The organism is Lactobacillus sp. UMNPBX17 (assembly GCF_002553735.1).
GTDB lineage: Bacteria > Bacillota > Bacilli > Lactobacillales > Lactobacillaceae > Lactobacillus > Lactobacillus gallinarum.
Window position 1 is genome coordinate 16,436 of the sequence record NZ_PCYT01000009.1, and the last position, 25,885, is coordinate 42,320.

At 35.7% G+C, this 25,885-nt stretch carries 23 protein-coding genes and 1 pseudogene; 5 read left to right on the forward strand and 19 right to left on the reverse strand.

The genetic code is table 11. The features are described from left to right. Positions 1–12: 12 nt before the first annotated feature. The 9 genes and pseudogenes from ymfI to CP368_RS02705 form a co-directional block, all read right to left on the reverse strand. On the reverse strand, positions 13–741 hold the full coding sequence (gene ymfI, locus CP368_RS02665) for an elongation factor P 5-aminopentanone reductase (RefSeq protein ID WP_025005496.1): 729 nt from the start codon (positions 739–741) through the stop codon (positions 13–15). Next, positions 742–1,998 (reverse strand): pitrilysin family protein, encoded by a 1,257-nt coding sequence (locus CP368_RS02670; protein ID WP_087363030.1) that lies wholly within the window; start codon positions 1,996–1,998, stop codon positions 742–744. Next, positions 1,995–3,209: a pitrilysin family protein gene (locus CP368_RS02675; protein ID WP_025005495.1), complete on the reverse strand. Its 1,215-nt coding sequence runs from the start codon at positions 3,207–3,209 to the stop codon at positions 1,995–1,997. Before CP368_RS02675 ends, CP368_RS02670 begins: the two co-directional genes overlap by 4 nt. Further along, on the reverse strand, positions 3,196–5,607 hold the full coding sequence (locus CP368_RS02680; RefSeq protein ID WP_098043900.1) for a DNA translocase FtsK: 2,412 nt from the start codon (positions 5,605–5,607) through the stop codon (positions 3,196–3,198). The genes CP368_RS02675 and CP368_RS02680 overlap by 14 nt, the downstream gene beginning before the upstream one ends. 20 nt (positions 5,608–5,627) lie before the next feature. Then, the gene (locus CP368_RS02685; RefSeq protein WP_098043899.1) at positions 5,628–6,017 is read right to left on the reverse strand and encodes a DUF1149 family protein; all 390 of its coding nucleotides are present in this window, start codon (positions 6,015–6,017) and stop codon (positions 5,628–5,630) included. Next, entirely contained in the window at positions 6,017–6,577 is a 561-nt protein-coding gene (locus CP368_RS02690; protein ID WP_098043898.1) for a tRNA (cytidine(34)-2'-O)-methyltransferase, read from the reverse strand. The genes CP368_RS02685 and CP368_RS02690 overlap by 1 nt, the downstream gene beginning before the upstream one ends. Positions 6,578–6,628: 51 nt before the next feature. Continuing rightward, positions 6,629–7,828, reverse strand: coding sequence for an AI-2E family transporter (locus CP368_RS02695; RefSeq protein WP_087175633.1), 1,200 nt, complete (start codon positions 7,826–7,828; stop codon positions 6,629–6,631). 16 nt (positions 7,829–7,844) lie between these two features. Next, positions 7,845–8,225 (reverse strand): PTS glucitol/sorbitol transporter subunit IIA, encoded by a 381-nt coding sequence (locus CP368_RS02700; RefSeq protein ID WP_098043897.1) that lies wholly within the window; start codon positions 8,223–8,225, stop codon positions 7,845–7,847. 70 nt (positions 8,226–8,295) lie between these two features. Next, a pseudogene (locus CP368_RS02705) lies at positions 8,296–11,057 on the reverse strand (cation-translocating P-type ATPase). Between the two features lie 152 nt (positions 11,058–11,209). On the opposite strand from CP368_RS02705, the gene CP368_RS02710 reads away from it, so the two are divergent. Both CP368_RS02710 and CP368_RS02715 read left to right on the forward strand, forming a co-directional pair. Further along, positions 11,210–12,238 carry a lactonase family protein gene (locus tag CP368_RS02710; protein WP_098045737.1) on the forward strand — a complete coding sequence of 343 codons (1,029 nt, stop codon included), beginning with the start codon at positions 11,210–11,212 and terminating at the stop codon, positions 12,236–12,238. Positions 12,239–12,343: 105 nt separating this feature from the next. Continuing rightward, entirely contained in the window at positions 12,344–13,036 is a 693-nt protein-coding gene (locus tag CP368_RS02715; RefSeq protein WP_025005488.1) for a TVP38/TMEM64 family protein, read from the forward strand. A gap of 33 nt (positions 13,037–13,069) precedes the next feature. Here CP368_RS02715 and CP368_RS02720 read toward each other — a convergent pair whose 3' ends face one another. The 4 genes from CP368_RS02720 to CP368_RS02735 form a co-directional block, all read right to left on the reverse strand. Further along, positions 13,070–14,845 carry an oleate hydratase gene (locus CP368_RS02720; protein ID WP_098036853.1) on the reverse strand — a complete coding sequence of 592 codons (1,776 nt, stop codon included), beginning with the start codon at positions 14,843–14,845 and terminating at the stop codon, positions 13,070–13,072. Positions 14,846–14,962: 117 nt separating this feature from the next. Next, positions 14,963–15,859, reverse strand: a complete 897-nt coding sequence (locus CP368_RS02725; protein ID WP_098036852.1) for an RluA family pseudouridine synthase — start codon at positions 15,857–15,859, stop codon at positions 14,963–14,965. After that, complete coding sequence (locus CP368_RS02730; RefSeq protein WP_025005485.1) at positions 15,843–16,655, reverse strand: NAD kinase; 813 nt, start codon at positions 16,653–16,655, stop codon at positions 15,843–15,845. The genes CP368_RS02725 and CP368_RS02730 overlap by 17 nt, the downstream gene beginning before the upstream one ends. Then, on the reverse strand, positions 16,652–17,284 hold the full coding sequence (locus CP368_RS02735; protein WP_056945575.1) for a GTP pyrophosphokinase family protein: 633 nt from the start codon (positions 17,282–17,284) through the stop codon (positions 16,652–16,654). The genes CP368_RS02730 and CP368_RS02735 overlap by 4 nt, the downstream gene beginning before the upstream one ends. A gap of 122 nt (positions 17,285–17,406) precedes the next feature. On the opposite strand from CP368_RS02735, the gene CP368_RS02740 reads away from it, so the two are divergent. Together CP368_RS02740 and CP368_RS02745 are read left to right on the forward strand one after the other, a co-directional pair. Then, positions 17,407–18,015, forward strand: a complete 609-nt coding sequence (locus CP368_RS02740) for a CYTH domain-containing protein (RefSeq protein WP_098043755.1) — start codon at positions 17,407–17,409, stop codon at positions 18,013–18,015. Between the two features lie 85 nt (positions 18,016–18,100). Beyond that, the gene (locus CP368_RS02745; protein ID WP_087175626.1) at positions 18,101–18,718 is read left to right on the forward strand and encodes a DsbA family protein; all 618 of its coding nucleotides are present in this window, start codon (positions 18,101–18,103) and stop codon (positions 18,716–18,718) included. Positions 18,719–18,726: 8 nt separating this feature from the next. Here the strand turns inward: CP368_RS02745 and CP368_RS02750 are convergent, their stop codons facing one another. The 6 genes from CP368_RS02750 to CP368_RS02775 form a co-directional block, all read right to left on the reverse strand. Beyond that, the gene (locus CP368_RS02750) at positions 18,727–19,575 is read right to left on the reverse strand and encodes a competence protein CoiA (RefSeq protein WP_098043756.1); all 849 of its coding nucleotides are present in this window, start codon (positions 19,573–19,575) and stop codon (positions 18,727–18,729) included. Positions 19,576–19,651: 76 nt separating this feature from the next. Beyond that, the gene (locus CP368_RS02755; RefSeq protein ID WP_098043757.1) at positions 19,652–20,392 is read right to left on the reverse strand and encodes an adaptor protein MecA; all 741 of its coding nucleotides are present in this window, start codon (positions 20,390–20,392) and stop codon (positions 19,652–19,654) included. A gap of 91 nt (positions 20,393–20,483) precedes the next feature. Beyond that, on the reverse strand, positions 20,484–20,882 hold the full coding sequence (gene spx, locus CP368_RS02760) for a transcriptional regulator Spx (RefSeq protein WP_012211591.1): 399 nt from the start codon (positions 20,880–20,882) through the stop codon (positions 20,484–20,486). 230 nt (positions 20,883–21,112) lie between these two features. Next, positions 21,113–22,846 carry a phosphoenolpyruvate--protein phosphotransferase gene (gene ptsP, locus CP368_RS02765; protein WP_098043758.1) on the reverse strand — a complete coding sequence of 578 codons (1,734 nt, stop codon included), beginning with the start codon at positions 22,844–22,846 and terminating at the stop codon, positions 21,113–21,115. Next, positions 22,846–23,112: a phosphocarrier protein HPr gene (locus tag CP368_RS02770; RefSeq protein WP_005718606.1), complete on the reverse strand. Its 267-nt coding sequence runs from the start codon at positions 23,110–23,112 to the stop codon at positions 22,846–22,848. The genes ptsP and CP368_RS02770 overlap by 1 nt, the downstream gene beginning before the upstream one ends. 113 nt (positions 23,113–23,225) lie before the next feature. Beyond that, positions 23,226–23,408 (reverse strand): hypothetical protein, encoded by a 183-nt coding sequence (locus CP368_RS02775; protein WP_014919161.1) that lies wholly within the window; start codon positions 23,406–23,408, stop codon positions 23,226–23,228. Between the two features lie 191 nt (positions 23,409–23,599). On the opposite strand from CP368_RS02775, the gene CP368_RS02780 reads away from it, so the two are divergent. Beyond that, complete coding sequence (locus CP368_RS02780) at positions 23,600–25,786, forward strand: ATP-dependent Clp protease ATP-binding subunit (RefSeq protein ID WP_087175622.1); 2,187 nt, start codon at positions 23,600–23,602, stop codon at positions 25,784–25,786. Positions 25,787–25,885 lie beyond the last annotated feature (99 nt).

Consider the following 25,885-nt stretch of genomic DNA (forward strand, 5'->3'; position numbering starts at 1 on the left):
ACAACTTCTTAGTTATAAAAGCCAGCCTCCAGTAACATAAATTGTTTGACCAGTAAGGTAACTGCTTCGTTCATTCAGCAACACTTTGATCCAATATGAAATATCTTTTCCATCAGCCCAACGACCAACAGGAATCTCTTCTTGAACTTCCTCAATAGTATCTTCTGAAAAAATACTGTTCATATTAGTCTTTACAGCACCTGGTGCAATTACATTAACCGTCAAATTATTTGATGCTACTTCACGTGCATAAGCCTGCGCAAAACGACTTAACCCACCTTTAGTGGCACTATATACCGATTCCAGAGCACTACCGTAGCCTCCATAAACCGAACCTAAGTAAACGATTCGACTAAAACCTTGTTTCATTAGCTGCGGCTCCAGTAATTTAGTTAATTTAATGGGTACAGTCAGATTGATTTTTATTAATCTTGTAATATTATCAAGATCTTCATCCCCTAGAAAGCCGTAATTAGTGACCCCTTGAGCAAAAACTGCTGCATTAACCGGCAATAAATTCTGAACAAATTCACTTAATTGTGCATCATCAACTTCAAAATCTAACTTAATCGGCATAAAATCCTGGTCAGGATATTTAGTAAACAACTTTTGACCTAATTCTTCAGCAACTTCCTTTTTGGAATTGTAATGCAAATAAAGAGACCAGCCATCTTCAGCCAAATCACGACAAATTGCTTGTCCTATGCCACCTGTAGCACCGAATACAATTGCACGCTTCATTTATTGCTCCTCCTTATCAGAGTTTAAATAAGCCGAGCAAATAGTGCTATCTTTCATCAGCTTTTGACAAATTTGATCGAATTCTTCAAAGCCCATCGTCTGCAACTTTAATAAATTAAGTTGTAAATCTTCATGGTCAAGATTTTCTTCAATCATTTCAATTGCAAAATATGAAAGATTATTCATTGTCCGAATAGTACGGGCCAGCCATTCTTTCTTCTGCAAAACAAAATTCTCTTTAATAAAACGATATTGCTCAGAATTAGGATCTATAGGTTGGGTTAAAACGCGTTTAATCTCCTCAATTATTCTTTGATTATCTGCACTAACTCCAAAAATAGTAGCAAAATCGCCTTGTCTAGTATAGTTAACTGAAATTTGCAAAGGATTAGCCAACAGCTTTTCCTTGCGCATTTTCTCAAACCAAGGACTCATCACGCTTAATTTTGATTCTAACATTATTTCTAGCAGAATTTGAGTCAAATCAGAACTAGATAATACTTTCTTAAAGTTTTTAAATCGAATACCCAATCCAAAAGCTTTTGAATTTCCTTTAGCTTGCAAAACTTGATCTGAAAGCTCACCCACTGGTTGAGAAACCGGAGTCGAAACATCTTTACGATCAGCTAGATACTTAGTTTGCAATTTACCTACTTGACGCAAAATGGTTCGAACTTGATTATCCGAAAAATCACCACAAGCAACAAATTGCATTTTAGTAGGCACATAATTTTCAGTATAAACCTTAGTCAAATTTTGCTTGGTTACCTGATTAATCGATTCTTTAGTCCCAACTACTTCGGTCCCTAAATTGGAATTACCAAACATGCTCGTCATAATGGCATTGTTTACTTTCCACATCGGATCATCCTGGTACATTGCCAATTCTTGCTCAATTATAGGAGCCTCTTTGGCAATATTTTGTTTAGTAAAATATGGCTCGCCTACTAATCTAAACAACAGATCAATCATCTTGGGGGTGTGTTCAATCCCGCTGCAATAAAACATAGTTTCATTGAAGGAGGTAAATGCATTAACATCTGCGCCAATTTCCTCAAATTGTGAAGAAATATCTCCATCTTTTTTAGCAAATAATTTATGTTCCAAAAAGTGGGCAGAACCCGCTACTTTTTGGGGATCACTACTGCCGAAATCAATAATAATACCAAAAAAGCGTTGATAAAAATGGGGCTTCAGGATAATCTCGGCTTTAAAACCAGATTTATATTCTCTTTTAATAATTTTTGGTGTAATCATTTTAAAATATAGCTTTCATTAAAGAATAAATTTTGAACAAAACTGACTAATTGATGAGTTGTGACCTTTTTAATAGCAGTCTCTCGATCAAAATCTAAATAGTCTGAAAATAATTCTCCTCGAAAGGCTTGACCCATTTGCCAATTTTGACTGTCTAAACCAATTTTAGTATTTCTATACAAGGCCTTTTGAGCTTTTTTAAAAAGTTCTTCATCTACATTGCCAGCAGCCAAATTCTCTATTTCATTTAATATCACTCGCTTAGCAGATTCTACTTGATCGGGATCCAATCCAGCATTAATTAAAAACAGAGAATTATTAGCAAAACAGCTAGCCTCGACAGCATAAGCTGCACCTAATTCTTCACGAATTTTACTAAACAACTTAGATGATTGGTCTCCTGCTAAATATTGACTTAAAAGTAAGCCTACAATTTGTTCCTGATAATTAATTGTATGATTAATGCCAAAGCCCATTAACAATTGTGCTTGCGCATTGCCTTGTTCATCAACTTTTTCAATTAAGTTTTTGTTAGCAGGAATAGTTAAGCCAGTGGTTTGGAAATTTTTTATAATACCAGCCTGGGTGAAATAAAATTTAGCTAGTTTAGTCATTAACTGGTGGTCACGTCCCATGCCAATTACGGCTACAGGGACATCACGCAGACTCTCAATGTAACGATTTACCTCATCTACAGTAGCATTTTGTATTTCATCAATTGGTCCCATAAAATTCTCAGCATAATCTGGCTGATCCCGGTACCATAATTTAAAGAATTGATCGATGGCATAATTGGCAGGCTGCTCCATTAACTCGCGATAATCATCTTCTAGTTGTCTTTTCGCATAGGCCAACATCTCCGGAGTACAATCTGGCTTAGTAATAATTTCGCTAATAGTTTGAATTATTTCTTGACATACATACTCTGGATCCAGTACTTCAGTTGGTTCAACAAAATTTGCATAATAAGTCAAAATTATTTCTTTACCAAAAAGCTGAGGCATAATATCCAATTGCAAATCATATAAATCGGCCAATCTTCGAGTCTGCTCCGCAATTTGTGGATATAACATACTGGTGTTTGACTGCAAACGTGATAGCAAGCTTGCAAAAGCTAAATTGTGACTTGTCAGCGGTAAACGCAAAAAACAGCCCAACGCGGCTGTTGTAAATTTCTTATTTTTCCTAATTGTAATATTAGTCATTAGCATTATTTCCATTACCTTCATTCTTTACTGGTGGGACTAATACTTGACGTGGCTTTGAACCTTCAGAAGGTCCCACAATTCCTTTAGCTTCCATCTCATCCACGATTCTTGCAGCCCGATTATAACCGATCCTAAAACGTCTCTGCAACATAGATACGCTTGCTGTTTGCTGACGACGAACCAAATCAACAGCTTGATTATAAAATTCATCTTCCGGTTCATCGTTTCCATTATCAGAAGCCGATGAGTTTTCACCCTTTTTAGGAATCATAGTCTCATCATAGTCAACTTTTTGTTGCTTCTTTACCCAATCGATTACACGTTCAACTTCATCACTCGCAATATAAGCACCTTGAATACGTTCAGGTTTTGAAGCACCAATTGGCATATAAAGCATATCACCACGACCTAGAAGTTTTTCAGCTCCTGTTTGGTCCAAAATAGTTCTAGAATCTACACCACTAGATACAGCAAAAGAAATACGAGATGGAACATTGGCTTTAATTAAACCAGTAATAACATCTACACTTGGACGCTGAGTAGCTAAAATCATATGAATTCCGGCAGCTCGAGCCATTTGTCCTAGTCGAACTATTGCTCCTTCAACATCATGGCCACCAACCATCATCAGGTCACTAAGTTCGTCAACCACTACTAAAATATACGGCAATGGCTTCATTGCAGGCTTAGATTTATCCTGATTATTTTCAGCGACTTTTTGATTATATTCGCCCATGTTGCGAACGCCACCTGCCGCAAATAACTTATAGCGGCGTTCCATTTCTTTAACTACTTTGCGCAATGCATTAGAAGCCAATTTAGCATCTGTTACAACCGGAATTAACAAGTGTGGTACTCCGTTATAAACAGAAAGTTCTACCATTTTAGGATCAATTAAAACTAGCTTTACATCTTCTGGTCTGGCTTTCATCAAAATACTTGCCAAAATAGTGTTGATGGCAACAGACTTACCAGAACCAGTAGACCCAGCTATTAATAAGTGTGGCATTTTTGCCAAATTAGCGGAAATAGTACTTCCAGTAACGTCTTTGCCTAATGGCACATTCATTGGATCCTTTTTTGCCTTTGCATCTTGATGTTCCATTACATCTTTAAAAGATACAACTGAAGTTGCCCGATTAGGCACCTCAATACCAATAAAAGGTTTTCCTGGAATTGGAGCTTCAATTCTAATATCCTTGGCTGCAAGTGCCAAAGCCAAATCGTCAGCCAAATTAACAATACGACTAACTTTTACACCGACGGCAGGTTGAACCTCATACCGAGTAATAGTAGGGCCTAAAATGGCCTTTTTAATAATTACCTTTACACCAAAACTCTTAAAAGTAGATTGTAAAACCTGAGTATTTTTCTTAATTAAATCACGGTCTGTACTCTGATCAGTTGATTTAATTGGATCTAATAAACTCAAAGGAGGCTTTTTATATGACTTGTTAACTATAGTATCTGTTTTTAACTCACCATGATCCACATTGGCTAATTCTTGCACCAATTTTTGATCTTCTTGAGCAAAAGAATGCGATTTAGGTAAATCCTTGCTGTCAGGTTCTTCATGCTGTGGTGCAATTTGGATTTGCGGCTCAGGAGCCGGCTCTGGATCTGGTTCGACCATCACGTCTTCACTTGAAGGTTTAACACTAGTATCTTCCTCATTGTCATCAGAATCAAAATCTGCAACGTCTGGGAAAATATTTTTATCATCGTCATTAGCACGTTTTTGTTTTCTTTTTTCCAATACGTCGCTATATTTGTCCTTCAACTTAACACCAGCGGTTTTATTTTTTTGAATAAATAATTGACTACTGGATTGAAATTTTTCAATAATCGTCCTGAATTTCACATCAAAGAACATCAAGATTCCAATAGGAATTAGTAAGAACGCAAAAATCTTGATCCCAATTTGTCCTAATAGCGGATAGAAAATCTGATAACCTAGCGAACCAATCAGGCCGCCACCAACACTTTCTGTAACAGCGGCACGACCAAATTCTGCAGTCATCGCATGCCAGAATGAATTCAAGAAATTACTATTTACTAATTCATGCTCGTAATACAAGCTACTTTGAATCAATAAAATACCAATGAATGCTAAAGAAAGCCCAATTGTACGTTTAACTGACAAATGAACTGGCTGGTTATAAATCAAATTTACCAGCCCAAAAAGGGCTAATAAACTAGCAGCTAATAGATACGAATCACCAAAAAACAAGCGAATCAAATTAGCAATCTGTTTACCTAAAATACCAAATCTAACAAAGGCAAAAACAGCTAGCAAAATAAATACTAGCCCCAAAATACTCCAATTTAAATTTTGTTTTTTAGTTGTTTTCTTTTTAGAATATGTCTTTTTTGTCTTTCTTTTTTTCCTTTTTACAGGCATGTACTCACCCTAATTAGTGATTAAAAATTGGCTTTAAAGTTCAAGTTAACCGGTTGGTCAAAAGTTACTTGAGTTACTTCATACGTTAAAGTCTCAATATATTCAACCAATGGTCGACTTAAAAGTTGCCAATCTGCGCTACTGATATCAGAACCATCACCATGATAATCTTTCAATTGAACAACCTGATGAATAGTTCCACTTACTCTAAATTCACTTGGTGCAGGAACTACATCATAGAACACAGCTACATCATAATAGCTGCCATTTTCTTCTGAATGCTCATCATCTTGACTTACATCCAATTTTTGAATGCCAGTTCTAACATCGCTCTTTGGTTCTGTATCTTCATCAACTAAATCATAGTGAAATGCTTGTACAGTTACTGGTGTTTTTCTCTCAAAATCCATTATTCTTCACTTCCTAAATTACGTTCATATCTTTCTGGACGATCATAATCATCCTTCAATTTATCATTTTCATAATGGTGTGCAGTTTCCATATTTGGAAATCCTTGTTGACGCAATGCTTCAAGCAAGACCATTGCTACAGAATTCGACAAATTATAGCAACGAATATTATCTGACATTGGAATTCTTAAATTTCTGTCATAATATTCACGCATAAAAGTTTCAGGTAACCCTGTAGTTTCCTTACCAAAAACAAAATAATAATTTTTATTTGGGTCGGTGTAATCTACATCTACATAATTCTTTGATGAAAACTTAGAAATTAAATACATTTCGTCATTAGGCCCTAAAGTCTTTAAAAAAGCATTCAGATCATCATGACGACGTACATCAACTTTGTCCCAATAATCGAGCCCTGCTCGTTTCATTTTTTTATTATCAATTTGAAACCCCAAAGGTTCAATCAACTCTAAAACTGTATTGGTACCTGCACAGGTACGTGCAATATTACCAGTATTAGCTGGCATTAACGGCTCATATAAAACTACGTGATTTGTCATTTCAAAAACTCCTTAAACTAAAAAAGCGCAGCTTTTAAACCACGCTTTAATTTATTTAGCATTATTTGCTTTTGTATCTGCATCTCCCGTGGTCGAAGAAACAGCATCTGTTTCACTAAAAATTTCAGATTCTCTTCGATAATAATTGTACACGCGAGACACGATAATCTTCAAGACTGCATAGATCGGAATACCAAAAATTACACCCCATAGTCCCCAAACGGAACTAGCACCGATTAAAAGTAAAATAGTAGTTACGGGATGCATTTCCATTTTATTCCCCATAACTAAAGGACTTAAAATTCTAGTTTCAATTGCTTGTTCAATTAAAAAGACCACTAAAACCTTAATTAACATTGATCCTGAAGTCATAATTGCAATTACGAATACCGGAATAAGAGCCAATGGTGTCCCAAAATATGGAATCAAATTCATAAAACCGGCTAGGATAGCTAAAGCTAATCCATATGGTAGGCCAATTATTATGTAGCCAATTACAAACATGACGCCTACCCAAAAAGCAACTGTTATTTGACCACGAATATATGAAGCCAATGCATAGTTGATATCATACAACAGCTGACTAAAACTAGGTTGCCAATGCTCCGGTGCAAATTTCGTAATGTAAGGACGCAATTGATGCCCATCTTTGAGCATAAAGAATAAGATAAACGGTGCAGTAAGCAGAGTCATCACAATCATTGTAATAATACTTACCGCAGATGATATATTGCCTAAAGTAGCGTTGATAGTACTTTGCCCTGATTTAAACAAAGTTTTTTGCGTATTGTCTATCATGCCTTGTAAGCTACCTTTTACCTCATGCAAACGAGGATCACGCAAAGCATTCTGCGTTGCATTAACAGCATCGTTCCAAATATGAGGCCAGTTTTTAATCAGCGAATTAATCTGATTCTGGGCAATAGGAACCAGGATATTGATAATCCAGATTAAAGCTATTAAAACAAACAGAAACAAGACAAGAATTGTAGCAACTCTAGGTACTTTAAACTTCTTTTCAAACCAATCTACTACTGGATTCATTACATAATATTGAATAACCGCTAAAAGTAATGGCGGCAAAATCGCACTAAAAAATACCCAAGCAGGATTTAATACAAAAGAAATTTTTTTAAAAATCCAGATAATTAAAAAGAACAATAAGATGTTTAATAAAACAATACTAAACCGATTATCTAAAAACCATTTTTTAAATAAGGTTTCTTTTTTACTTTTTTGTTTATAATCCATCTACCTGTCCTAGTATTTAAATGTGTTCGTAAACAATATCATCATCCACTTTAAAGGTTGGAAGTGGTTGAGCAACATCTGGATCAAAATATACCGCATTTGCTAAAGGTGCTTTAGAAATTGGGCGGTTAAAGAATAAAGTAGCGTGACCCAAAGCCTTCATATTACTTTCAACCATTGGACCTACATAATTAGCTACATAAGTTTGACCATCTACAGTAATCGTATCACCCTTTTTAAAGACAAAGCCATTAACTGGAGTTTCATCACTAAATTTTTGAATAACTGAAACATCTTCTAAGTCTTTGTTGGCACCCTCGCCGAACAAAATTACCATGCCATCTTTATTATCGATAGCTTTTTTACCAATTTTTTTAATAGTTGAAATCCATTTCATAATCTTATATCTCCTTAAAAATAATTTTAGCATAAGAATAGCAGCTTAAAAACTTAAGCAGCCCAAATTATTAGATATTTTTGTGATGATACATCAACCATTTTCTTAGTTCATCTAATAATACTAAAGGAATTGGTAACAAGAATAGGAATAGCCAATCACTAGCAGTCAAGATAGTTGTATTGAACACCTGCTGAATGCCTGGTGTAATAGTCAAGATAACGAATAGAATGATTTCAAAAATAATGCCGTACCAAATATTTTTATTCTCAAATAATCCCTTTTTAAAAACAGAAACTGTATTAGTTCTACAATTTAATACATTTGCCACCTGAGTGAAGACAATTGCACCTAAAGCCATAGTTGTAGCTCGCATATAAATTGAGCCATTAGCAGCCAAAGCTACGTTAGGCCAACCATTTTGATAGTTCACAAAGAAATAGGCAGCTGTAGAAATAATACTTGATAAAAGACCATACCAGCAAAAGGCTTTAATAATAACACCCTTGTTCAATAAATGTTCTGATCTTTTACGTGGTGGTTGCTTCATAACATCTTGATCGGCAGCTTCCGCACCTAATCCTAAGGCTGGAAGCATATCGGTACCTAGATCAACCGTTAAAATTTGCATAACTGTCATAGGAAGTGGAATTAATCCAGCCGAGAAAAGAAATAGCACTGACGGAATAGCTTCGGGTACATTAGAAGTCAAAATATATGTTAAGAACTTGCGGATATTGCTATAAACTGCACGTCCTTCTTCAATGGCAGCTACAATCGAGGCGAAGTTATCATCGGTCAAAATCATATTGGCTGCATCTTTAGCCACGTCAGTACCAGTCATTCCCATTGCAATTCCAATATCGGCTTGCTTTAAAGCCGGAGCATCATTAACTCCATCACCGGTGGAAGCTACAACTTCACCGTTAGCCTGACAATTCTTTACAATGCGGTATTTTTGTTCTGGAGCAACTCTGGCAAAGATTACCTCATCTTTTAATGCATGACGCAATTCTTCATCGCTCATTTGATCTAATTCATTACCGGAAATTACACGTGCTTGATCAGAAGTTAAACCAATTTGAACAGCCACTGACTTAGCAGTTAATTTTGAATCCCCAGTTACCATGATTATTCTAATTTTGGCCTGATGACAACGTTTAACTGCATCATAAATTTCTGGACGTGGTGGATCGCTCATTGTTGCTAAACCCACAAAGATCAAATAATTTTCCGCATCCGCAATACTTATTTTATTAATATCGACACCATGATCGATTATTTTATAAGCGAGGACCATACTGCGCAATCCGCGAGAAGCATAATCAGCGTTTGCCTTTTTAGCGCGAAGACGATCTGCTTCAGTCATCGGACGAATTTTACCATCAACCTGGATTTGATCACATTGCTTAATCGTGTCGCTATAAGAACCTTTAGTGAGAACAATATAATGCGTATCATCCCAACGATGAACAGTTGACATTCTTTTACGATCAGAATCAAATGGCAATTCCCGCAAACAAGGATATTTTACTAAAACTTTTTGTTTATCAAATCCAGCTTTTTCTGCCATCACAATCAAGGAAGCTTCGGTTGGTGTACCTAAAATCTTAGGCTTTCCACCCTTTTTATTAGGTTGAACCGAAGTATCATTATCCAAAGCTGCAATTTGAACTAATTTACGTAAATCAGGATTTTCCTCATACCATAATTGTTTTGTATTTAGCTCAATCTGACCATTATTAACATAGCCATTACCAGTAACGTGATATTCATGAGCTGGTGTCCAAAGGTAGTGAATTGTCATTTGATTCTGCGTCAACGTACCGGTTTTATCTGAGCAAATAACTGTCGTTTCACCTAAAGTTTCAACAGAATTCAATTCTTTCACTAACGCATGCTTTTTAGCCATCCGCTTAACACCTTGAGCTAGACTTAAAGTTACCGTTGGCAATAATCCTTCTGGAATAAAAGCAACAATCATCCCCAAAGCAAAGATAAAAGCCTTAGCTAAAGGATACTTTACGAAGAAGATAGCTGCGATAAAAAATATAAGTCCAATCGTAATAGCAATAATCGAAATTTGCTTAGTCAATCGATTAAGCTCTGCCGTGAGAGGACTGCTTGTCTTCGTTTGTTTTTGCGTCAAGCTTGCAATTCGACCGAATTCTGTATTCATACCCGTCGCAAAAGCAATTGTTCTAGCAGTGCCAGCTCCCACAGTTGTGCCTGAGTAGACCAAATTGCTTTCAGCATAACTACCTTCACCAGGATCATACTTTGTGGTTTTAGACTCTGGAACAGATTCACCATTCAAAGCACTTTGATCTACTTGCATTGAACTGGCGGAAATAATTCTTGCATCGGCTGGGATTGAGTTACCAGCTTGTAAAACAAAAACATCCCCCGGCACTAGCTCTTTACTATTTATTTGCTTTTTCTTGCCATTTCTAATCACTTCTACATAGCTGGGCAACATATTGTTTAAGGTATCCGTTGCCCGCTTGGCGGCTCGCTCCTGCCAAAAACTAAATAAGCCATTGATAATATTAACCAACCAAATGGCAATTCCTAATTCTAACGTTCCGGAAACTATTGCAATTAACCCTGATATCCAAAGCAAAATTGCCATCATACTAGAAAAGTTTTTTAAAAACGTTTTCCATTCTGATTCAGCTGCGGCTTTTTTAATAGAATAGTATTAGTACCATATTTTTTAAGTCGCTTAGCGGCTTCCTCATCTGATAATCCAGAAGAAGAAGATTGCAAATTTGTAAAAACTTGTTGAACCTCATTCTGGGCATATAATTTACGGATTTTATTTTCATCCATCCTATACGCACCTTCTCATTTTTACAATTATTATTTTCCCTTATATTTCCTACTCTAGCACTTTTCACGAGAACAAGTCACAATCTGATTCATTATTTTCCATGCTATACTTATCTCAGTTAATACTTTTTCTAAAAAATCGGAGGCATTATATGAAAGTTTTAATCGGTGGCTATACTAAGAAGACCTCTAAAGGTATTTATGAATTGCCTTTTACTGGTGAAGATAATGGAGCTAAGTTAGGCAAGGCCGAAAATATTATTAGTGTAGGTGGCCCTACTTATTTCCAAAAAGATGGCGATTTAATTTTTACTATTAACAACGCAGGTGACGAAGGTGGTATCAGCGTCTTTAAATTAGGTGAACATGGTTCAAGTGAAGTCGATCGCTATTTAACACCTGGCGCTTCACCAGCATATGTTGGTATTGATCGCGATCAAAAGCTTATCTATACCGCAAATTACCACACCGCCGTTTTATCTGTATTCCACTACAATAAAAGCGGCAAGTTAGAATTACTCGATCAAGTCACTCACAAGGCCGAAACATTGGGCCCACGTTCAGAACAAGTCGATGGCCCTCACCCACACTTCTTCGATGAAACACCCGCAGGTAATTTAGTTAGCTGCGATTTAGGTAATGACACTGTCGACTTCTACCGGTTAGAAAACGGCAAGTTACATCACCTAGCTCAATATAAAAATGAAGCTGGTTTTGGAACTCGCCACATCGTCTTTTCAAAAGATGGTAACTACTTCTACGTTGTTGGTGAATTATCTAGCAAAATCAACGTAGTTAAATTTAATGAAGACACTTGGGACTTCGAAAATATCGCTACATACAAGACCATTCCAGAAGATTTTACTGAACACAATGGTGCCGCAGCACTTTACATTAGTAAAGATGGTAAATATGTTTATAACTCCAACAGAGGCCACAATTCTATCACCGTCTTTAAGATTAATGATGACCACACCCTAAGCTTAGTTCAGCGCATTTCTACATTTGGTGATTTCCCTCGTGACTTCAACTGGGATGCCGATCAAAAATACGTAGTAGCTGCAAATCAAAATACAGATAACGCTACCTTGTATATCAGAAATGGCGGTAATGGAACTTTAACTCCAATTCAAACAGAAATTCCTGTTCCTGAAGGCACTCGCGTACTTTTCACCAAATAACTCATAATGAAAAATAACCATGACATGCTAGTCATGGCTTTTTCATTTCATAAATTTAAAGTAAAATAGACATAAGCAGAACTGAATTAATAAGAAGGTGACCAAGTGAAACAAAAGATTATTCGTATCATACTATTTATTCTAGGTGGAATTTTAGGATTATTGCTTTTATATAAATTATATTTAAGCTATCTACCAGAATTAAAATTACTAGTTCATTTTGATCACCATAATGAAGAATTGTTAATTAAAATGGTTCGTAGCCACGGGATCGAAGATTTAGCTTTTCTTTTTATTTTAAATGCCATTTGTGTGGCAATTCCCGGCTTATCTAATGGTATCTTCTGTGTTTTGAATGGAATCCTGTATGGTCCAGCATTTGGCTTTATTGTTAACTGGATTAGTGATATTTTAGGACAAATCATCTTGATGCAGTTTTTGCACAAACTATATGACATTAAACATATGTCTAATAGTAAGATCTACAAATTGTTAACTACACAAAAATATCCGATGGTCGCTCTAACTATTGGCTATCTCATCCCATTTATTCCAAGTGCAACCGTTAGCTATGTCAATATTTTGATTAATAAAAATGATTTCAAAAAGCAATTGATTCCGATTGTGATCGGGGTAAGTCCATTTGCTTATCTTTATGCTTATGGTGGCGACTCAATTTTGCATCTTGACACCAGCAGAATTATTAAGGCAGCAGTCATGATTGTGGCCGTTGCCCTAATAGCTGCAGCGATTTTATTTATTATGAAGCGCGTTAAGAAGCATACAAAAAAAGCTTGATAAAAATCAAGCTTTTTTCTTTTTGCATTAAAACTACATCAAGTTAGCTTCTTTTAACAATTCTTCTACCCAAGTCTTCTTAATCTTGCGCATCCCTGTCTTAAGAGCTAATTTTTCAGGGAGTGGCATGTCTTGATCAGCCAGCTTCCTCTTGTCTGACATGTAGTACATTGCCCGCAAGAGTTGACGAATATCGTAAATTGAATCAAATACTTCAGGAACACCACGGTCAACATTCAAAAGCGTATAAACAGCTTCCATAGCCGTTCTGACTGAATATTCAGTAGTAAATACGGTATCTCTTGTTGGCGACTCCGCAAAGTTACCAATAAAGGCGATGTTGACAGAACCATCTGGTACAACGGCTGGACGGTCACCGCTATGTCTTGGCATGAAGTAACTAGTAATGTATGGCATGTAAACAGGAACAGTATTCATGTTTTCTTCACTAGCTAATTCACTAATTTGACTTTCTGGAACACCTAAGTGATACAAAAGTTCCTCGGCAATTTCCTTACCGCTGCAGTCAACCACTCTCTTCTTAATGTAATTACCTTCAGTGTCTGAATAAAGTGCATAAATCCAAACTACAATTTCATCTGGATTTTGACTCTTGAAGTGTGGTTGACGGTGAATAGTAAAGCTAAGCTCCCAGTTAGAATCGACAATCGTGATAATACCACCAGTATTAACTTTGCCATCATAAAGACTACGTTTAGTCAAACGTTCAAAGTATGGAGCTAATTTCTTATTCTTCAAAGTAGTAGTTGCGGAAACAAACCAGCTACGTTCTGGTAAGTTTTCACAGAAGACATCTGGGTGACCAAAGTCTGGATCTTGCTTTGCCAAATTTTCCCATAACTTCCAGGAACTACCTTTAGCATGTGTAATTGGAGCTGGGGTATTTTGATCACCGTAAGTTGAACTCTCAGTAATTGAACCATTAGTAATAAATACGATGTCATTTGGAGTCAATGGAACTTCTGTTTCCTTGCCATTTTGAGTCATAATGATCTTCTTAGCAATCTTTTGCTTGCCATCATGATCAACTTCTACATTTTGAACGTGACAATCATATTCAAATTTAACACCATGATCTTTTAAGTATGCCAAGAGTGGTTTTACCATTGATTCATATTGGTTATACTTGTTAAATTTCAAAGCGGTAAAGTCTGGCAAACCATCAATGTGGTGAATAAAGCGCATTGCATAACGGCGCATTTCGGCTACTGAGTGCCATTTTTCGAAAGCAAACATTGTTGACCAGTATGACCAGAAGTTAGTCTTAAAGAAGTCATCGCTAAAGAATTCCTCAATAGTTTCTCCTTCAAGTTTCTTTTCTGGTGTCATGATTAATTTAACAATTTCATTAGTACATTTGCCTAAACCGTATTGACCATCACTTGGAAGACGATCACCACGGTTATAAATCAAACGGCAATTTGAGGAGTTAGGGTCTTCTTTATCAAGCCAATAATACTCATCAAGATAAGAAGCACCTGGAATTTCCAAACTTGGAATTGAGCGATACATATCCCATAAACATTCAAAGTGATTCTCCATTTCACGTCCACCACGGACAACGAAGCCAGCGTTTGGACGTTTAGCACCGTCAAGTGAACCACCAGCTACTGGCAATTCTTCCAAGATATGAATATTCTCACCTTTCATTTGAGCATCACGAACCAAGAAGACAGCTGCAGAAAGGCCAGCTAGACCGCTACCGATAATATAAGCAGACTTATTGTCTACGCCTTCAGGCTTTTTAGGATCTGCAAAAGCTTCATAATTACCATTGGAATAATACATAAAGGTATCCTCTTTTCTGTATAAGTATAGTTTTATATTGCACTTATCATTCTAAAGAATGCGCTTTCTTTATGCAAGTATTTTAATAGTTTATCCTAATGATTTTAAAAATTTTTATTAATTAACTAATTTTTGCCATAACTTCGACATGTCTTGTGGATCTTTGATTTCAATTACTCGCTTTTTTTCATTATCAAATGGATCAGGGAAAGCTAAATAAAAACAATTTAATGCTTGCCGGGAAAAATCGTCATCAATGCCATATAAGGGATCACCAAAAAGTGGATGGCCTAAATAAGCCATATGAACCCTTATCTGATGCGTTCTACCTGTTAACAGGCGTAATTCTACTAGACTAGCCCCTTTAACTTGGCTAAGCACACGATAACACGTCTGTGCTTTTTTTCCGCTTGCTACTACGGCTCTTTTTACACCGTCGCCTTCTTTACCGATCGGTTCATCAATTAATCCAGCTAACTCATCTTTCGCAAAATTCCCATGAACAATAGCGTGATACTTTTTAATAAACTGCTCTTTACCAATTTTGCTAAAACGAGCATGCGCAACAGCATTCTTTCCAACTAATACTAAACCAGAAGTATCTCGGTCCAAACGAGTAATCACATGAGGCTTTAAATCCTTTTCATTTTGACTCGAAAAATAGCCCATTAATCTATTTACAATAGCATCGTTATCTTCATATCTAGACGGGATTGATAAAACCCCAGCTGGTTTATTTAGCACAATATAATTTTTAGTCTCTAAAACTGGATCTACCGGATTATTAGATGGCTTCAAAAATTGATTTTTCTTTTCTTCACCACTAACAAAAATAACTTCATCCCCAGTCCGTAAATGAAAACTTAAATATCTTCGCTTATGATTTACCAAAATCATTCCGTGATGATGTCTTGCCTTAATCAAAGCCTGATGCGAGAAACCATTCTTTAACAAAAAAGAGCCCAATTTTTTGGGATCTTTTTCTTGTACAATTAATTTAAATAAACTTGTCATTACCCTCGTTATCCTTAATAAACGCATTTTGTACACGCGCCCAAAAATGGTGATGACCAAACTGATCAAACTGAATTGAGTGCTTAGAAATACGATATTCTATTTTTTTGGCATTTTTAACATCGATTCTTGCCCCATCCACAGTCATTACAAAATGATCAGCGTTAGGCACAATCGTAATCCATTGATCGGGTGCGATTACAATTGGCGCAGATAATGTTCTAAATACACGATTATTGATTGAAGCGATCTCTGTCATTTGCAAAGCTTTTAATCGCGGATGAATTACAGCCCCGCCCAGCGATTTGCTATAAGCGGTTGAGCCCGTTGGCGTAGAAACACATAAACCATCGCCTCTAAAATTTTCAAATATTTCATCATCAATATAAACATCTGCTTCAAGCGTATGTGATATTCTTTTAACCGCTGATTCATTTACAGCCAAATGATAACGAGTATCGCCCGACTCAGTTAACATTTTAATTTCAAGCAAGGGGTACTTAGCCGGTTGATCTTTGGTTAATAAAAGCGCATCAACCATTTTATCAATATCATAATTACGCCAATCAGTATAAAAACCTAAGTGTCCTGTGTGCACACCTATAAAACGTACTGAATCAACCTGATTCTCATAACGATGAAAAGCGTTGATTAAAGTACCATCTCCGCCGACTGTAATTACTACATCTGGATATTTAGCGTCAAAAATGACATTCTTCTTTTGCAATAGCTTCTTAAGATAGGCCACTGTCTCTAAAGTCTTATCATAGTTATTATGCGCTATTGTTACTTTCATGACTTTTCCTTGCCTTTATTTTTGGTAAAAATCTTTTGAGCTTCTTGGACCTCATCCTTAATAGAAGACATTTCTTCATCTAGCTTATACGCAGCTTCTGCGGTTGACTTAAGTCGTTTTGAAATATCCTCTGGATAAGCACCTTGGTATTTATAATTTAAAGTATGTTCAACAGTAGCCCAAAAATTCATTGCTAAAGTTCTAATCTGAATTTCCGCAATTAACTTTTTAGGTCCTTCTGGCAAGTAAACTGTATAGTTAATTACCATATGATATGAACGATAGCCTGAAGGTTTAGCATTTTGAATATAATCACGCTCTTCTACTACTTCCATATCATCACGTGAATGAATTAAGTCTACCACCTTATAAATATCGTCCACAAATTGTGTCACAATACGTATACCGGCAATATCTTGCATATCAGTTTCAATGACATCTGGGCTAATTACCCGTCTCGTCATTTTTTCTTTAATAGAATCTACTGTCTTCACCCTACCAATTACAAATTCAATTGGTGAATGTTCTCCCCTAGTTAAAAAGCCTTGTCTAAGGGAACGAAATTTAACCTTTAACTCGCGTACAGCTTCATTATAAGGCCACAAGAAGTTATCCCAATCTACTTCCATGAGAAAACATCCTTTCTTAGTAAACAAACACATTTTACCATGTTAAAGATTATAATCTGAACTGATTTAAATATTTTTTCCTAACTATTATAATAATTTATGGATTCGGAGGTTTTAAACTTATGAGCAAAAATCGAGAAATCGAAGCTAAAACACTTTTACATAAAGAGACTTATCAAAAAATAGTCAGTGATTTTCCTGTAAAAAGTGATTTTGTACAAGAGAATTATTATTTTGATACACCTGATAAATTATTAAAAAAGCACCATATTAGTTTGCGAATCAGAATTTATAGCGATCATGCCGAACAAACAATGAAAGTGCCTGATCCTAATCCAGTTCAAAAAAATTATCATGAAGTTATTGAAATTAACGATAATTTAACTCATGCGCAAGCTAAAGAATTGGTAGCAAAAAGGCACTTTACCTTTCACGGTAATATTGGTCAATACCTCAGTGCACATTTTGCTAAGGAACAAGACGCTCTTTCACTTTTCACCTGGAGCAAAACTAGACGTATCTTAATGAATGGACCACAAGATTGTGAATTAACATTAGATGCAACTTCTTATCCAGATGGCTATGAAGACTTTGAATTAGAAATCGAGAATGATGATCCAGTTTTAATAACTAATGTCCTAGCTAAGCTGGAAAGCGATTACAATTTTAAGCAGAATTCTAGCAATACTAACCAAAGTAAAATTGCTCGAGCAAGTATTCACAAAAAATAACATATACAAAATAAGGCATATTTTTTGTCACTTTTTTTGTTTCTTGCTAAAGTATCAATAGTAAATCACCAAAGGGGTCGAGAGTATGTTCGAGATTTTTCTATTCATTAATCCAATAGGAATTTACTGTTATGATACGGAAAAACAAATTCGCAACACCGTTGATGAACTTGGAATTGACGTTTGTTATCACTATATTCCTATTGCTAATGTTTGTTTAGTAAATGATGACGCTATTAGGCGTCGTAAGGATGCACAAAAGCTGCCAGACATCAGTACTTTTTCTAAAGCAACTTATGATGCGCTAGAAAATTACCATGCTATTAAACTTAAATATGGTAATAAAAAAGCACGTGAATTTTTATATGAACTGCAAAAGAATTTAAGTCATGATGCTTCAGCTTACAATCCTAAATTGTTAGAAAAAATTGCTACTAAGCTTAACATTAAAGCTAATACAATTAATGCAATCAAGAAAAGCAGTTATGTACGGAGTTCAATCGAGGAAGATCAAAAATTAGCTAATCAATGGAACATTAAAGCTACACCAACAATTGTTTTGTTCAATGAGGATAATGAACAAAATGGTGTCCTTCTAGAAGGTCCCGTTGCACATGAGGATTTAGTTAATTTGCTTCTACCTGATTATCAAAATTGCTTTTCAAATTTTATGCCGCAACAAAACCACTTACGCCTTATTTAATAGGCGTTTTATTTTTGCAAAAATTTAGTGACAGAATCTACTTCACCAGGATTACGCCAAGTACTAAACACTTCATCTGGCAGACTATCCACAGTTAGCCCCTTGCAATAAAGTAACTCGCCTATTTTTAATCCGAGCTTTGTTTTCTGTGCTAACTGTCTTCTTAAATATTTTTTTTGATTATTTATATTAATTGGATAGTCTCTTTTTATAGGCTTAAAATGCCAAAAGATCTTCATATCTAATTCATCTAAAGCAAAATATTTTACTTGGTAATGAAGATTATTCGTTACCGGTTCCTGTAAAACATTATATTTTAAGCAAAACACATTCTTTTTAGGATTAATTTCCAGATAATAATTTCCCCACAATTTATTCTTTCTAAAAAAGATCGACTGAGTATGTTTTAGTTTCTTCTTTAAATAATGCCTTTGTCCCACAATCCAAATATCGGTTACTCCTATTTCAGAATATAATAAATGTCGATGTCTAAATTCAGTATCACTTAGCGGTGCACATTGAACTTCAAAGGCTAATTTTTCTGAAGCTAAAACGTCTGCTCTTAGCTGACCATCAGCTAACGGTATCTCAACTTGCGCGTTGAATCCGGCCGCAGTAAGCGCGGCTTTCAACAGCATCTTAGATTGATGATGTTCCTCTTTTTCTCCCATCGCATTGCTATAACTAGTTAAATGCTTAAAAAAGGCTGCCTTTTGTTCTGAAATAATTAAAATTACTTTTTTATGACAGTGTGGACAACGATAATCATCTATATTTAAATTTTTTTGACCGGTATTAACCATATTCGCTTCACTAACGGCTAATACTATTTTTTTATTCAACATGGCTGCATACATATTTCTTCACCCATGTTTTATTACGTAAAAAAGAGACGTTTTTTTCTAACGTCTCTTTTTCTTTATAAAATCTTAATTATTGCTTTTGAAGAAAGTAATAGCGAATATAATCAAGAGCATCACGGTTCAACAAACATTTTCCAGTTTCCTTTACCGTCTTCATTTCTTTATCATCAATCTTGATTCCGTATTCATTAGCAATAGCCCAAGCATCAGCTGGCTTAAGTTCAGCATAATTTTCATCTAAAAATGCTAACTTCAAGTAGTATTTACCCCGTAAATAATACAAACTTGAAGCCAGATCACTTACTTTCAAACTATCCGCTAATTCAACTAGATTTCCTAACTCATCAAAGCTGTAGGAATGATGATTTTGGAATTTCCAATATTGAATATTAACTGCGTTCTCCTGATTAGATGATTCAAGCTTTTCTTCTTTTATTGGATCAAGTTCAGTATTTACATCATCTTTCGGATCAAGGTCAAAGAAACTTCTTCTTGAATCGGGCTCTGCCTGTGTTTGATTAGTCTCACTATTCATTGGCTCTATCATTTGACGGAGATTATCAGCATCGTCAGGCTTAATCTTGGTAATCATCAAGTCAAGACCGCCATTGTTAGGCATTACCTGAAAAGTTACAGGTACTCCTTGAGTAAAGGTATGATCAGTATCTACCTCTGAAAGAATGGAGTAGAAGAATTGCTGTATTTTTTGTTTATCCCCCAATAAATCTAAAACCTTCAATCCACGATGAGCTAATTCATTTTTATTAATTCTAACTCTTATTGTATTTTCATTGATATGATCTACTTGCACAGGATATCTCCTCCACGAATTATATAACCTATTGTAGCCTATTTTTTATCTAAAATAAAAGTGTTAGCATCATTACTAACACTCTTCCATATTATAAATCTGCAATTTTTTGGGCTTCAGCCAATTCTAATCGACGAACCTTACGTGGTAAGAAACGACGAATTTCGTCTTCATTATATCCTACTTGAAGTCGACGATCATCCATAATAATTGGTCTTCTTAACAAGCTTGGATTCTTTTCTACTAAATCAAGTAACTGATCAATTGATAAATCATCCAAATTTATTTTTAATTGTTGAAAAGCTCTTGAGCGGGTAGAAATGATTTCTTCAGTACCATTTTCAGTCATACGTAGAATTTTTAATATCTCTTTTTTAGTCAAAGGCTCCGAAAAAATGTTTCTTTCCTTAAATGGAATATCATGCTTTTCAAGCCAAGCTCGTGCCTTACGACATGAAGTACAACTAGGCGAAACATATAAATCTACCATAAAAATCACGCTCCTCAGAACAAATATTTGTATACGTTCTTAATCTTACTATTAGTATAACATACTAACTTCTTTTTTGTAAGTACTCATTTTATCTTTTATGTTAACTTCTCTTTATATTCTAAAGATAAAACGTGAATTATTTGTGAAGAAATTGTATGTTTTGTTTAAAATATTTAAATATGAAAAAAGAGACCTTTCGGTCTCTTTTCTCAATTCAAAATATGAATTTATTTGTCGATCTTCTTCATTAAGTCATTAACTAACTTTTCATTTTCTTCAGCAGTTTCTGAAACGAAGCATGCCTCGTTAGCCAATTCCTTAAGATCCTTAGTATCAAACTTCTTCATTAAGCTTCTGATACGTAAGATTGAAGTTGCACTCATTGAGTATTCATCAAGTCCCATTGAAAGTAAGATTGGGAACATGGTGTTATCACCGGCAGCTTCACCACACATACCACACCAGATACCATTTTCATGAGCAGAATCAATAGTGTGCTTAATCAAACGAAGTACTGATGGGTTATATGGTTGGTACAAGTATGATAGGTTATCGTTACCACGGTCAGCAGCCATAGTGTATTGGATCAAGTCGTTAGTACCAATTGAGAAGAAGTCAACTTCCTTAGCGAATTGATCTGCTAAAACAGCAGCTGCAGGAACTTCGATCATCATACCAACTTGCAAGTCGTCACCGATCTTAACGCCCTTTTCAACAAGCTTTTGCTTTTCATCATTTAAGATAGCCTTAGCTTGACGAAGTTCAGCCAATGTACCAATCATTGGGAACATAATACCAAGCTTACCGTATGCTGATGCACGAAGCAAAGCTCTTAATTGGGTACGGAAAATCTTTTCGTTCTTAAGTGAAAGACGAATAGCACGTACACCTAAGAATGGGTTCATTTCATCTGGCAAGTCCCAGTAATCTAGGTGCTTGTCACCACCAATATCCATTGTTCTGATGATAACTTGCTTGCCGTTCATGCCTTCGATAACTTTCTTGTAAGCTTCGAATTGATCATCTTCAGTTGGGAAGTTTGATGAATCCATGTACAAGAATTCAGTTCTGTACAAACCAACAGCTTCTGCACCGTTTTCATGTACACCTGGCATATCATTAGGAGTACCGATGTTGGCTGCAATAGTAAATTGCTTACCATCGACAGTTACTGAAGGTTCATCCTTCAATTTCTTCCATTCAGCCTTTTGCTTTAAGAAAGCTTCACCCTTCTTCTTGTAGTCAGCTACTTGATCATCACTAGGATCAATAATAGCTACACCATCAAGACCATCATCAATTAACATGTCGCCGTTCTTAACGTCCTTAGTAATTGAATCAGTACCAACTACGGCTGGTAATTCAAGTGAACGTGCCATGATTGCTGAGTGAGCAGTACGACCACCAATATCAGTAATAAAGCCCTTAACGTATTTCTTGTTAAGTTGTGCAGTATCACTTGGAGTCAAATCATGAGCAACAACGATTACTTCATGGTCAATTGAAGCTGGGTTTGGTAATTCCTTACCAAGTAAGTGAGCCATAATACGCTTAGAAACATCGCGTACATCGGCAGCACGTTCTTGCATGTAAGGATTATCAGTCATACTTTCAAAAATTTGGATGAACTTTTGTGCAGTTTCATCTAATGCAGCTTCTGCATTGATCTTTGAATCCTTAATTTCATTCTCAATGGCACCAGTAAATTCTGGATCATTCAAAATCATTAAGTGAGCTTCAAAAACTTGAGATTCTTCTTCACCCAAGCTCTTCTTGGCAACATCACGAACCTTTTCAACTTCAGTAGTTGAAGTCTTAATAGCATCCTTGTAACGAGCTACTTCAGCTTCAACATCATCAACTGAAGACTTTGAAAATGAAAGATCAGGCTCCACAAGAAGATATGCTGGAGCAATGGCAATACCATCACTAGCAGCAATTCCTTTTAAAGTCTTGGTCATTATTCAGCTAAACCTTCTTTTTTCATAGTGTCGGCAATTGCGTCCAATGCGTCTTTTTCATCGTCACCTTCAGCAGTGATAGTAACATCAGCATTTTGGCCAACACCAAGTGACATAACACCCATGATTGACTTCAAGTTTACTGACTTGCCGTTGTATTCCAAGTTAACATCTGAACCGAACTTTGAAGCAGCTTGTACTAAAAGAGTAGCTGGACGTGCATGAATACCTGTTTCTGCAATAATATGAAAATCGCGTTTTTCCATTATAAATATCTCCTTTAAATTGAAAAAATTAAACTGGTAATAAATACCCATTCAGGTATTAGATTATCATGTTTTTACAGTTTAGACAACAATAATGTAACAGTTTACATTATTCAATCGTCAGTGTTCGTAGCGGTATATACAATAGCACCGCCTCTTTCAGCTCTGCCGGTAATATATTGTCTTTTGCCATAATTTCTAATAGTTTTCTGTAAATCAAAGGCATCTTCAGGCTCTACCTTATATTCTTTAAGCTCTCCAGACACCAATTGATCTAAAATCTTTTGATAATCCAAAAATATCACCACACTTTTTAAATTTTATAATTTTTTCATTATTTATTCTACTATTTATGGTAATTTTTCAAAAATATTATTATTTTATGTGTTTCTTACATTAAGTAAGAAATGTAGAGCTTAGCACTTGACTACTAAGAGTGCTAATAATATAATTTTGTTACAACTTAAATGAAAGGCGGTCATGCATTTTGCTTTGTCAAAATTGTCATAAACGGCCAGCCTCCATTCACCTCTTTACTAAGGTAAATGGCCAAAGCCGAGAAATTGATTTATGTCAACAATGCTATCAAGAATTAAGAAATCAACAAGGAAATCTAGAAAATATGAATAATAACAATGAATTTTTTGGCGACTTTGATGATTTATTCAACGCTTTAAACGGAAATAACAACAATGCCGCAAATAATATGAACGGAAATAATCCAAGAATGCAAATGGGCGGAGGAAATGGTAACGGCAATCAAGGTGGTAAAAGTCTCCTTGACCAATACGGTACTGATTTAACTGCTCTTGCTAAAAAAGGAAAAATCGATCCAGTTATCGGCCGTGATAAAGAAATCGCTCGTGTAATTGAGATTTTAAATAGAAGAACTAAAAACAACCCTGTTTTAATCGGTGAAGCAGGTGTTGGTAAAACAGCCGTAGTTGAAGGATTAGCACAAGAAATCGTTGATGGTTCTGTCCCAGCTAAATTACAAAATAAAAGAATCATATCATTAAATGTAGTTTCACTTGTTCAAGGTACTGGAATTCGTGGTCAATTTGAACAACGGATGGAGCAATTAATCAAAGAATTACAACAAAGTGATGACATCATTTTATTCATTGATGAAATTCACGAAATTGTTGGTGCAGGTAACGCTGAAGGCGGTATGGATGCTGGTAACATCATCAAACCAGCCTTAGCTCGTGGTGAACTCCAATTAGTTGGTGCTACTACTATCAAGGAATACCGCGACATTGAAAAAGATTCTGCTTTAGCACGTAGATTCCAACCCGTTGAAGTAAAAGAACCTTCTATTGATGAAACTATTAGGATTCTGAAAGGTATTCAACAACGCTACGAAGATTACCACCACGTTCATTATACAGATGATGCAATTGAAGCAGCTGCTAAATTATCAGCTCGTTACATTCAAGACAGATTTTTACCTGACAAAGCCATTGACTTGTTAGATGAAGCTGGTTCAAGAATGAACTTAACTATTCCTTATATTGATAAGGATAAAATGCAAGAAAGAATCAATGCAGCTGAGCAACTAAAAGAAGAAGCCTTAAAGAATGAAGATTACGAAAAGGCAGCCTACTACCGCGACCAAATTGAAAAATACGAAAAAGTTAAAGATCAAAAGGTAGATCCAGACAAGTCTCCAGTTATCACCAACAAGATTATGAATAAGATTGTTGAAGAAAAGACTGGCATCCCTGTCGGCGATATTCAAAAGCAAGAAGAAAATCAATTGCAAAACTTAGCCAGTGACTTAAAGGCTCATATCATTGGTCAAGATAAGGCAGTTGAAAAAGTGGCTCGTGCAATTCGTCGTAATAGAATCGGCTTTAACAAATCAGGTCGTCCAATTGGTTCCTTCTTATTCGTAGGACCTACTGGTGTTGGTAAGACTGAGCTTGCCAAACAACTTGCTAAGCAAATGTTCGGTTCAGAAGATGCCATGATTCGTTTCGATATGTCTGAATACATGGAACAATATTCTGTATCTAAGTTGATTGGTTCAGCTCCTGGTTATGTTGGCTACGAAGAAGCTGGTCAATTGACTGAACAAGTTCGTCACAACCCATACAGCTTGATTTTGCTTGACGAAATTGAAAAAGCTCACCCAGACGTTTTGAACCTCTTCTTGCAAATCTTAGATGATGGTCGTTTGACTGATTCACAAGGTAGAACTGTTTCATTCAAAGATACAATCATCATCATGACTTCTAACGCAGGTCAAGGCATCAAGAATGCTAGCGTTGGTTTCGCTGCTGAAAATGAAGACGAAAGTAATGAATCAGCTAGAAACAACATGAGTCAATTCTTCAAGCCTGAATTCCTTAACCGTCTTGATGACGTCATTGAATTCAACGAATTGACTAAACCTGACTTACTTAAGATTGTTGACTTGATGCTTGCTAACACCAACAACATGGTTAAGGATCAAGGTTTGTACATTGATGTTACCGACGCAGCTAAAGATAAATTAGTTGAAGATGGATTCAACCCTGCTTTAGGTGCTCGTCCACTTCGTCGAACAATTCAAGAAGAAATCGAAGATAACGTTGCAGACTTCAAGCTTGATCACACTGATAGCAAGAATCTTAAGGCAGATGTTGTCGATAATAAGATCGTTATTAGCGATGAAAACACAGCTGAGTAATTACGCCAATTAATAATTCAAAAAAGATTCTGCGATTAATAATCCAATGTCATTAAGTTAAGACATTGACAAATTGATAGTTTAAGCTTTTAGATCATT